Annotated in this window: 8 protein-coding genes; all 8 read right to left on the bottom strand. The window is 28.6% G+C overall.

The window, feature by feature from the left end:
* Positions 1 to 474: 474 nt before the first annotated feature.
* The 8 genes from CLPU_RS14535 to CLPU_RS14500 all read right to left on the bottom strand — a co-directional run bounded on the left by CLPU_RS14535 (position 475) and on the right by CLPU_RS14500 (position 11,352).
* Positions 475 to 1,266: a SigB/SigF/SigG family RNA polymerase sigma factor gene (locus tag CLPU_RS14535; RefSeq protein WP_050378552.1), complete on the bottom strand. Its 792-nt coding sequence runs from the start codon at positions 1,264 to 1,266 to the stop codon at positions 475 to 477.
* A 17-nt stretch (positions 1,267 to 1,283) separates the two neighbouring features.
* Entirely contained in the window at positions 1,284 to 1,718 is a 435-nt protein-coding gene (locus CLPU_RS14530; protein ID WP_050378550.1) for an ATP-binding protein, read from the bottom strand.
* 8 nt (positions 1,719 to 1,726) lie between these two features.
* Entirely contained in the window at positions 1,727 to 2,044 is a 318-nt protein-coding gene (locus CLPU_RS14525; RefSeq protein WP_050378548.1) for an STAS domain-containing protein, read from the bottom strand.
* 223 nt (positions 2,045 to 2,267) lie between these two features.
* On the bottom strand, positions 2,268 to 4,700 hold the full coding sequence (gene gyrA, locus CLPU_RS14520) for a DNA gyrase subunit A (RefSeq protein WP_050378546.1): 2,433 nt from the start codon (positions 4,698 to 4,700) through the stop codon (positions 2,268 to 2,270).
* Between the two features lie 219 nt (positions 4,701 to 4,919).
* Positions 4,920 to 6,989: a methyl-accepting chemotaxis protein gene (locus CLPU_RS14515; RefSeq protein ID WP_050378545.1), complete on the bottom strand. Its 2,070-nt coding sequence runs from the start codon at positions 6,987 to 6,989 to the stop codon at positions 4,920 to 4,922.
* Between the two features lie 322 nt (positions 6,990 to 7,311).
* Positions 7,312 to 9,381: a methyl-accepting chemotaxis protein gene (locus tag CLPU_RS14510; protein ID WP_050378543.1), complete on the bottom strand. Its 2,070-nt coding sequence runs from the start codon at positions 9,379 to 9,381 to the stop codon at positions 7,312 to 7,314.
* A 174-nt stretch (positions 9,382 to 9,555) separates the two neighbouring features.
* Entirely contained in the window at positions 9,556 to 10,398 is an 843-nt protein-coding gene (locus CLPU_RS14505) for an ABC transporter permease (protein WP_050378540.1), read from the bottom strand.
* A 9-nt stretch (positions 10,399 to 10,407) separates the two neighbouring features.
* Positions 10,408 to 11,352 carry an ABC transporter permease gene (locus CLPU_RS14500; RefSeq protein ID WP_050378539.1) on the bottom strand — a complete coding sequence of 315 codons (945 nt, stop codon included), beginning with the start codon at positions 11,350 to 11,352 and terminating at the stop codon, positions 10,408 to 10,410.
* Positions 11,353 to 11,456: the final 104 nt, after the last annotated feature.

Raw genomic sequence — 11,456 nt, 5'->3', positions numbered from 1 at the left:
CTAGGAATTAACTGGCTTTTCACTATTCAATTTTCAAAATTCAAACTTGCTTAATTACTTTATCATTTTTGTCGTTCTTTGTCAAGAACTTTTTTATTTTTTATTTTTCTCTGTGTCTTGCGACAACTTCTTTACTATATCAAATTTTGCTTCCACTTGTCAATACTTTTCAAAAAACTTTTTTAATTCCTTAAATATCTCTAATTACATTTGCTAGAAGCAACTTTTCTAATATATCACGTGGAATTATATAATGTCAACAGTTATTTTCTTTTTTAAAAAACTTATTTATGATACACAGGATATGTAAATATATAATACTTTAATATTTGTTAAAAAGATACTTATCTTAATAATTATTTTAATATCTATAAATATATGTATAGTAAATTACTTTTATTTATAGAAAGTAGAAGAATCTTTGCTAGTTTAAGTTAAATTAAGAGTTAGAAAAAATAAATGGCTAGACTCTATCTAGCCATTTATTTTTTCTAACTCTTTTTTGAACTTGCCTATAATCTTTTTTTCCATTCTGGACACGGTCATTTGAGATATACCCAAATCATTAGCTATATCTACTTGAGTTTTCTTTTTAAAGTATCTATCTTGTATTATTTTCTTTTCTACTTCATTTAGCTTTGCAATTGCTTTTGATAAAAAGTCATTGTTTTCTATTTGCATAAAGTGCTTATCATTCTCACCTATTAAATCAGCTAAAGTTATTTCTTTATCATCTCCATCAGATTCAAATGATGTATCTAAAGATTGAGGGGTATATACTTTACCTGCTTCCATAACTTCTAATACTTCTTCAGGTGTACTCCCTAAATACTCTGACAATTCATCTACTGTTGGTGTTCTTTGTAGCTCTTGACTCAAAGTAGTCCTAGCTATATTTACTTTTTGAGAAAGTTCTTGAATCCTTCTAGGAACTCTTATTGCCCATCCTTTATCTCTAAAGTATTTTTTTATTTCACCTATTATTGTAGGTGTTGCAAAACTCGAAAATTCATATCCTTTAGATATATCAAATCTATCTACAGCATATATTAATCCTATACATGCAACTTGATATATATCCTCATAATCTATACCCTTATTAGCATATTTCTTAGACAATATTTCTGCTATATACATGTGTCTTGATATTAGTTCTTCTCTAACACTTGTATCTCTTGTTTCACTATATATTTTAAATAACTTTTTATTATCAGTTTTTGTTACTTCCACATTATCTCTATCGTCGTTAGTCGCTGGTGTAATCATTGTCACCATCCTTTATACTATGAATTTTTTACTTTCGACATTTTTATTTCAGTCCCTCTTCCTTCACTACTATTTATTTCTACTTCATCCATTAATGATTTTATTATAAATATACCTAGTCCACTTTCTCTAAGTTCTTCACTACCAGGTTCTTCTATTATAGATGTATCAAAACCTTTTCCATTATCTCTTAATATAATATCTAATCTATCTGTTGAAACTACATATTCTATATCAAAGTTTTCTTCTTTTCCTTCTAATCCGTGCTTTATTATATTTGTACAGGCTTCTCCTATTGAAACCTTTATATCATCTATTTCATCTATATTAAATCCTATCCTACTAGCTATAGCTGATGTAGTAAGTCTAATTACACTAACATATTCTGGCTTATTAGGTATACTAAATTTTAAGACGTCTTTTTTTCCTTCCGTTTCTATAGTTCCTACCATTTCTATTCTCACTCCTTAATAGTAAATACTTTATTTAAGCTTGTTAACTCAAATAGTTTCTTTATGCTTGGCTTTATATTTATTATGCTAATACTTTTTTCATATTCTTTTGCTTTTTTAAGTGCACTAATTAGCACCCCTAGTCCTGTACTGTCTATATAATCTAGATTCTCTCCATCTACTATTAAGTCTGATTTTTTTTCCTCTATACTTTGTACTAACAAAGTTTTAAATTCCTCTGAAGTGTATATATCAACTTCTCCCACTGGCTTTATTATCCATACATTTTGTTCTTCTTGATATTTTTTTGATACTTCTAGAGACATAAAGTTCTCCTCCTTATACATATAGTGAACTAGTATACTAACAAAAACTACTAATAATATAATAGTATATTATTTTATAAGCTATGTAAACTTTTAAGTGATATTTATATTAATTAATAAAATATGATTAATAATACACAATTAATTATATTTTATACCCATTTAAATTTATTTAAAACATAAAAAAGAGAGTTCAAATGAACTCTCTTTTTATAGTAATATTTTATTCTTCTTCTGCAATAACCTTTGCCACCGAAACAACTCTGTCATCTTTATCTGTTTTCATAAGTCTAACACCTTGTGTAGTTCTACCCATTCTAGAGATATCAGATACTTTTAATCTTATTATAGTTCCAGAGAGACTAATAAGCATAACTTCATCTTCTTTATCTACTATCTTGGCACTTATTAGTTTTCCTGTTATATCTTCTTTTATATTATAAGTCTTAAGGCCCTTTCCACCTCTAGTCTGAATTCTGTAGCTAGAAATTTTAGTTCTTTTACCATATCCACGTTCACTTATTACTAGTAGGTCTTTTCCTTCTTCTATTAAGTCCATTCCTACTATCTTATCTCCTGGCTTTAATGTTATAGCCTTAACCCCTCCAGCTGTTCTTCCCATATCTCTTACATCTTTTTCATTGAATCTAATAGACATACCATAGGAAGTTACTAAAATAATATCATTTTCACCATTAGTTCTTTTAGCACTTATAAGCTCATCATCTTCCTTTAAGCTTATACCAATAAGTCCATTTTTTCTTATATTTCCGAACTTATCTAACTTAGTTTTCTTAATAATCCCCTTTTCAGTAACTAAAGTTAAATAATCATCAGGACTAAATTCTTTTATAGGAATAACTGCTGTAACTTTTTCAGTTGGATTCAATTGTAGAAGATTCACAATTGCTGTACCTTTTGCTTGTCTCTTAGCCTCTGGAATTTCATATGCTTTAAGTCTATATACCCTTCCCTGATTTGTTAAGAATAGTATATTATCATGTGTAGAAGTTATAAATAAATGTTCTACAAAATCTTCTTCCCTTGTTGTCATTCCAGATACTCCTCTTCCACCTCTTCTTTGAGTCTTATAAGTATCTTCTGGAAGTCTCTTTATATATCCAAAGTGAGTTAGAGTTATTGCAACATCTTCTTCTTGTATCATATCTTCTATATCAAAATCTTCCTCTGATGCCGTTATTTCAGTTCTTCTTTCATCTCCGAATTTTTCTCTTATTTCTACTAGCTCATCTTTAACTATTTTATAGATTAATTCGTCACTAGCTAATATTTCTTTTAATCTATTAATTTCTTTTATAAGGTCTTGATATTCTTCCTCTATTTTTTCTCTTTCTAATCCAGTTAACCTTTGAAGTCTCATATCAAGAATAGCTTGTGATTGTTTTTCTGTTAATCCAAACTTACTCATTAGACCTTCTTTAGCTTCTATAACTGTTTTAGAGTTTCTAATTAGACTTATAACTTCATCTATATGATCTAATGCAATTCTTAATCCTTCTAAAATATGAGCTCTTTCTTCAGCTTTATTTAAATCAAATTGAGTTCTTCTTACTATGATTTCTTTTTGATGGTCTAAATAGTGTCTTAAAACTTGTCTTAAATTTAAAACCTTAGGCTGTCCATTTACTAATGCAAGCATTATTATACTAAATGTATCTTGAAACTGAGTATATTTATACAAGTTATTTAAAACAATATTAGGATTAGCATCTCTTTTAATTTCAACAACAATTCTCATTCCCTCTCTATCTGACTCGTCTCTTAAGTCTGAGATGCCTTCTAATTTTTTATCTCTTACAAGCTCTGCTATCTTCTCTATAACTCTAGCTTTATTAACTTGATAAGGAATCTCAGTAACTATTATAGATGCTTTTCCTTTGTCATTATATTCTATTTCCGCTTTAGCTCTAACAGTTACTTTTCCCCTACCTGTTCTATATGCTGACTTTAATCCTTCTCGTCCCATTATAGTTGCGCCTGTAGGGAAGTCTGGACCTTTAATATATCCTATAAGCTCGTCTACCGTAATTTCTGGATTGTCTATCATTGCAACTATACCATTTATAACCTCTGTTAGGTTATGTGGTGGAATAGAAGTTGCCATACCTACTGCTATACCTGAAGATCCATTTACTAGTAAGTTTGGAAATCTACTTGGCAATACTTTTGGTTCTTTTAATGTCTCATCAAAGTTAAGTCCGAAGTCTACTGTTTCTTTGTTTATATCTCTTAACATTTCCATAGATATTTTTGACATTCTAGCTTCTGTATAACGCATTGCAGCAGCACCGTCTCCATCTATAGATCCAAAGTTACCATGTCCATCTACAAGTAAATATCTAGTTGAAAAGTCTTGTGCTAATCTTACCATAGCACCATAAACTGGTGAATCACCATGTGGATGATACTTACCTAGTACATCTCCAACGATACGTGCTGATTTTCTATAAGGCTTATCATGAGTAAAGTTTAACTCATTCATAGCATATAGTATTCTTCTATGAACTGGTTTAAGTCCGTCTCTAACATCAGGTAATGCCCTACTAACTATTACACTCATAGCATAGTCTAAGTAGGACTTTTTCATTTCATCTTCTATATCTATATTGACTATCCTTTGTTTCTCGTCACTCATTAAAATCCTCCTTAAGGTAAAATCCTAAGTATAAAGTAAACCGAAATACATAACTACCCATTTAAATTATAATCTTTATTTTTATAAAAATCAAATTATTGACAACAGTATAGAACTGTTGTCAATATACATATATACTAGGATTATTGACATAAAAGTCACTTACTAACCAAGTAACCTCCTTCTAAATTAGTATGTATAATACTTATAAGGACATTTTTAGACTTTAAAAACTCTAACTATTTCATTTAAATCTTCCCCCATGTTTGCTTGTGTTTCAGAAACATTAGCTATTTCTTTTATGGCATTTGCTATTTCTTCTATTACGATAACCATATCATTTGATTTTGATGTAGTATTCTCAACTGATGCCGCTACAATATCTAATGAAGATTTCACTTTTTCTATTGAATTATATATTTGTTCACTTGTTATATTAAAACTTTTTATAAGCTCTCTTATCATTTCTGCATCTTTTAAATATTGACTCCCTGTATTAACTAGTGATTCATAGTCTTTTATAACAGTGTTATCAAAAAAGTTTAATATATTATTTGCATTATCTGTCATGTTATTAAAAGCACTTTGTACTAAGCTAACTGTATTTTTAATCTCTGCTACTGTGTTTTCTGATTGCTGAGCTAATGTTCTTACTTCTTCCGCAACTACACTAAATCCTTTTCCATGTTCTCCTGCCCTTGCTGCCTCAATTGCTGCATTTAGTGCTAGTAAATTAGTTTGTTCAGCTATACTAGATATGATTTCTGCCATATTCGATATCTCTTCTACAACTTTTGCTTCTTTTATGGCTTTTAGTATTTGTGTTTGATTTTCTTTATACATTTCTTTCCCAAGATTCATAGAGTCCTCAGCATTTTTTCTTAAGTTATATGCTCTATCTTCTATTTCCTTTGCTAATGCATTTCCGTCCTCTACCTTTTTAGTAAGTTCTCCTACCTTTTCTGTAATATCTTGACCTTCATTAGCAGCTATACTAGTTGAAGTATTGTTTTCAATCATAACTGAAGCTATTTCTTGTATGTTAAAACTAATTGATTCTGACTGTGCAAAAACTTCTTCAGTAGTAGCTGATAGTTGTTGGCTCATGGCCCCTAACTCTTGAGAATTATATATTACTTTTTTTATCAGTTCATTTATATTTTCTACAGCCTTGTTAATAGCTTTTTCCAACATTCCAATTTCATCTTTACTACCTATATTTAATTTTTTATCAAAGTGTCCTTCTCCAAAATCTTCTACAAATTTAACTACTTTTTTTAATGGTATTGTTATTTCCCTGGACATATAAATAGTTAAAATTATTCCCATTATAGTTATAATAATGAGTATTACTATTATTGCTTTTGTAATTTTATTTAGTGAACTAAAAGCTTCTTCTGAATGTTGCTCTATAATGAGTCCTACTTTCTGATTACCTAATTTTATAGGTTTACAGAATCCTAGTACATCTATTCCTTCATGATTCTCGTATTCACTTATATGATGTTCTGCTTTATTTTTAGATATGTGTTCTACTAATAGTCTAGATCCTTCAGTATTTACTTTATCTTTTAGTACAGAGTCTTCAGTAAGTTTTCCTCTCTTTGGTTTTGTTAATAATAATCCTTGTGAATTAATTAAATATGCATCTGCTGTTTTTCCTATTTTTTCTACATAGTGCATCATTGAACTTGTAAGATTTTTACCTTCTACCATTGTAGAAAATGTGCCTATTACTTTATTTGGACTTTCAGTGGAATATATAGGTATGGTATAAAACATGGCATTAAGCCCTTCACGTAATTGATATAGATCTTCTAACTTTTCTTTTCCTTCTAAAGCTTGAGATATGTAAGGTCTGTCCTTAATGTCTACCTTTTCTATTACATCTTTGTTAGTTGTTGAATAAACAACTACTCCATTCATATCTGTAATAGAAAACTGATCATATTCCAAGTCTTTTTGCATTTGAGGTAAATATTCTTCTAAATTTGCATAATATTTTTTCCACTCTTCTGATTCGATACTATTATTTTGTAGAAACAATAGTGCATCTACTATGTACTTATTATCTCCTACTACCTTTGTATCATCTTTTAAATATGTAAAAAATTCATTTAGCTCTTCTTCTATTATTTCTGAAAAAGCTATACTACTTTCTAATTGATCATTTCTTATATTCTCACTTACCTTATCAGAAACAAAATATCCCATTACAAGTATTGGTATTAGTCCCACTAAAATAAACATAGCTACTAACTTTTTACCCATACTAAGTCTCTTAAGCATTGTAAATAGTCCCTCCTTGTTTTTTTTATAAGGCTTAAACACTAATAATTATACCATTTTTGTCATATTTTTGTCGTATTTATCATATTATAGTGTAATTATCTCAAATATGTCATCTGCTAAAATAAGATAAGCCTATGTAAATAAGTATAGTAAAGGCTATCTTAAAGGTCTAAAACTCCCTTAAAGATAGCCCACTTTTTATCTCAAAACAATATAATTATCATCTTATAAATAACTATACTATTAAAACTTTTAAATTTATGAAAAATCGTTAGTGTCATTCTTAACTTTTATAGACATTATCAAAATCAAATAATTTTTAAACCTTGAATACCCCAACTATTTCATTTAATTCTTCTGCCATATTTGCTTGTGTTTCAGAAGCTTTAGCTATTTCTTTTACTGCATTTGATATTTCCTCTATTACGATAACCATATCACTTGATTTTGATGTAGTACTTTCAACTGATACTGCTACAGTATCTAGAGAGGACTTTACTTTCTCTATAGAACTATGTATCTGTTTACTTGTTATATTAAAACTTGTTATAAGTTCCCCAATCATTTCTGCATCTTTTAAATATTGACTTCCTGTATTAACTAGTGATTCATAGTCTTTTATAACAGTGTTATCAAAAAAGTTTAATATATTATTTGCATTATCCGTCATGTTATTAAAAGCACCTTGTACTAAGTCAACTGTATTTTTAATCTTCGCTACAGTATTTTCTGATTGCTGAGCTAATACTCTTACTTCTTCTGCAACTACGCTAAATCCTTTCCCATGTTCTCCTGCTCTTGCTGCCTCAATTGCTGCATTTAGTGCTAGTAGGTTAGTTTGTTCAGCTATATTAGATATGATTTCTGCCATATCCGATATTTCTTCTACAACTTTTGCTTCTTCTATGGCTTTTAATATACTTGTTTGATTTTCTTTATACATTTCTTTTCCAAGATTCATAGAGTCCTCAGCATTTTTTCTTAAGTTATATGCTCTATCTTCTATTTCTTTTGCTAATATATTCCCATCTTCTACTTTCTTAGCAAGCTCTCCTATTTTCTCAGTAATATCTTCGCCTTCTGTAGATGCTATATTAGTCGAAGTATTATTTTCAACCATGCTTGTAGCTATTTCCTGTATATTATAGTTAATAGATTCTGTTTGTGCAAAAACTTCTTCAGTAGTAGCTGATAGTTGTTGACTTATAGCTCCTAACTCTTGTGAATTAGATATTACACTTTTAATCAGTTTATTTATATTTTCTATAGACTTGTTAATAGCTTTTTCTAGCATCCCAATTTCATCTTCACTACCTATATCTAACTTTCTGTCAAAGCGTCCTTCTCCAAAGTCTTCTACAAATCCAACTGCCTTTCTTAATGGCTTTGTTATTTGTCTTGACATATAAATAGTTAAAGCTACTCCAAATATAATGACTATACTAACTGTTACTATTATTACTTTTATAATTTTATCTAATGAGCTGAAAACTTCTTCTGAATTTTGTTCTATAACAAGACCTACAGTTTGATTTCCTAATTTCATAGGTTCACAAAATCCTAGTACATCTACTCCTGCATAATCCTTATATTCACTTATATGATCTTCCATTTTATTTTTAGCTATATTTTCTTTTAATAATTTAGTTCCTTTTGTATTTATTTTATCTTTTAATATAGATTCTTCTGTGAATTTTCCCATTCTTGGTTTAGTTAGTAATACACCTTCTGAATTTATCAAATAAGCTTCTGCTGTTTTTCCCATCTTATTTACGTAATTTAGTACAGTACTTGTAAGTGTTTTTCCGTTTACCATTGTAGAAAATGTCCCTATTACTTTATCTGGATTGTCAGGAGAATATATAGGTATAGTATAAAACATTGCATTAAGACCACCTATTATTTTCTCTAGGTCCACTAAAGATTCTTTTCCCTCTAAAGCCTCTGCTATATACCATCTCTCTTTAATATTTAAGTTTTCTATTACATCCTTGCTATTTGTTGAGTAAGCAACTGTACCGTTCATATCTGTAATAAAGAATTGATCATATTCTAATTTTTTCTGTGTTTCTGGCAAGTAGTTCTCCAATATTTTATAATGTTTTTTCCATTCTTCCGATTCAATACTGTTTTTTTCTAAAAATAAAAGTGCATCTAATACATATTTATTTTCTCCTACTACTTTTGTATCATTTTCAAAATCTATAAAAAATGTATCCAATTCTTCCTCGATTATTTGTGAAAAAGCTGTACTATTTTTTAATACATCTTTTTCTACATTTTCATTTACTCTAGTAGACACAAAATACCCTATTATAAGTATTGGTATTAGCCCAACCAGTATAAACATAGCAACTAACTTTTTTCCCATATTAAGTTTTTTAAGCATTCTAGTATAGTCCCCCTTGTTTTCAAAAATAAGGCTTGAATATTAATGATTATAACATTTTTTTGGGACTTTTGGTTAATTTTTTTCTTTTTTTTTATATATTTTTACTTAAAATTAAATTAATTCACATATTTTGTGATTATTTAACGTATTTTTATATATGATGTCTTATTTTTATATATTTTCTTTTGGATTAAGAGATATTTTTAAAATATCTCCTAAAACATTCAAACTTAAAACTGTTAATAGTATTAATATACCTGGAAATATAGATAAATATGGAGCATCACTTATAAACTGTTGAGCATTTTTAAGCATACTCCCCCAAGACGAATAAGGTTGTTGTATTCCTAGTCCTAAGAAACTTAATGAAGATTCTGTAAGTATTGAATTTGCTATATTTATAGTAGAAGCTACTATAACTGTAGACATTATATTAGGAATGATGTGTTTAAACAAAATCCACTTAAAGTCAGCTCCTAATAATTTAGAGCATATTATATATTCTCTCTCCTTTATGCTAAGAGTCTCGGCTCTTACTATTCTAGCTATTTCCATCCATCCAAATGCTCCTATTATTATTACTATAGTTAATATCCCTGGCTTTAAATATGCATTTAATATAAGTATAATAAAAAATCTTGGTATAGACATAAGTATATCTACAAGTCTCATGAGTATGTTATCTACTATTCCTCCAAAAAATCCACTTATTGTTCCAATTAAAATTCCTATAGTTACAGATATACTCATTGACATAATTCCAACTGAAAGAGATACTCTTCCTCCATATAAGGCCCGAGTAAAGTAATCTCTACCTAAGTCATCTGTTCCAAATATATGTTTAATACTAGGCTTTGATAGTTTGTTAAGTATATCTATCTTTTCTGGATCATATGGAGATAAAGGAGCTAATAGGGAAAATACTACAAAAGTTATTATTATCCCTATATATACTTTAGCTAATAAGCTATTATTTATTTGATATTTTATACTTTCTAATATTCTTCTATCCATATTATCACCTCAATACCTTATTCTAGGATCTACAAAATAATAGGCTATATCTGCAATTAGATTCCCTGTTAATAATAATATAGAGGATATCATAGTTGTGGCCATTATAACTGGATAATCAAAGCTAAATACTGCAGAAACACCAAGTCTTCCTATTCCTGGCCAACCGAATATAGTTTCTGTTATAATAGCTCCTGTTACCAATCTAGGTAATGACATTCCTAATATTGTAATAATAGGTAATAGGGAATTTTTTAATATGTGAAAATATAGTACATATTTTCTACTTAATCCTTTTGAATACCCAGTAACAACATATCCTTCTTTTAGTTGTTCTATTACACTAGATCGTATGTATCTTGTAAATACAGCTATATCCATAAAGCTTAGAACTAACGTAGGCATTATACCGTGTCTTATTAAGTCCGTAATAGAATCTACTCCTATAGTTCTCATCCCCATACTAGGTAACATTTTTAACTTAGAAGAAAAAATATATATCAATATAATTCCAAACCAAAAACTAGGTATGGATATTCCTATATACGATATATTACTTATAAGCTTGTCTATAAACTTATTCTTATGAATAGCTGAAATTATTCCAAGTGGTATAGATACTACTATGGCAATTACTAAAGAAGTCCCCATAAGACCTATTGTAGCAGGTAATCTCTCTAGTATTTGATCTAGTACTGATTGATTATTTACATATGAATATCCTAAATTACCTTTTAACAAATTCTTAACCCAGTAAAAGTATTGAACCGTTATGGGTTTATCTAGTCCTAAATCTTTTCTTATTGTCATTACCTGTCTTTCACTCATTTCTGGAGTTATAAAAGAATTTATAGGATCTCCAGGTGAAAGTTGAATTAAAAAGAATGAAATTATTGATATAGCTATTAATATAGGTATAGATTGTAAAACTCTTTTGACTATGGTCTTTTTCATGTGTCCACTCCTAAAGTATAGTTTTAAAAATTAAATAACTTATTAATTAAGTATTGTTTATAAAAGCTCCATATAAAAAGAAAAGACTAATAGAAGAATCATAT

It is taken from the genome of Gottschalkia purinilytica (assembly GCF_001190785.1).
Classification (GTDB): Bacteria; Bacillota; Clostridia; order Tissierellales; family Gottschalkiaceae; genus Gottschalkia_A; species Gottschalkia_A purinilytica.
The sequence above is the reverse complement of the archived record's forward strand: the minus strand, read 5'-3'. Positions and strand labels throughout refer to the sequence as shown.

Bases quoted from the DNA above. Each gene is read 5' to 3' on its own strand.
- CLPU_RS14530 (WP_050378550.1), bottom strand. From the start codon at position 1,718: ATGGTAGGAACTATAGAAACGGAAGGAAAAAAAGACGTCTTAAAATTT.
- CLPU_RS14500 (WP_050378539.1), bottom strand. From the start codon at position 11,352: ATGAAAAAGACCATAGTCAAAAGAGTTTTACAATCTATACCTATATTA.
- gyrA (WP_050378546.1), bottom strand. From the start codon at position 4,700: ATGAGTGACGAGAAACAAAGGATAGTCAATATAGATATAGAAGATGAA.
- CLPU_RS14525 (WP_050378548.1), bottom strand. From the start codon at position 2,044: ATGTCTCTAGAAGTATCAAAAAAATATCAAGAAGAACAAAATGTATGG.
- CLPU_RS14505 (WP_050378540.1), bottom strand. From the start codon at position 10,398: ATGGATAGAAGAATATTAGAAAGTATAAAATATCAAATAAATAATAGC.
- CLPU_RS14515 (WP_050378545.1), bottom strand. From the start codon at position 6,989: ATGCTTAAGAGACTTAGTATGGGTAAAAAGTTAGTAGCTATGTTTATT.
- CLPU_RS14535 (WP_050378552.1), bottom strand. From the start codon at position 1,266: ATGATTACACCAGCGACTAACGACGATAGAGATAATGTGGAAGTAACA.
- CLPU_RS14510 (WP_050378543.1), bottom strand. From the start codon at position 9,381: ATGCTTAAAAAACTTAATATGGGAAAAAAGTTAGTTGCTATGTTTATA.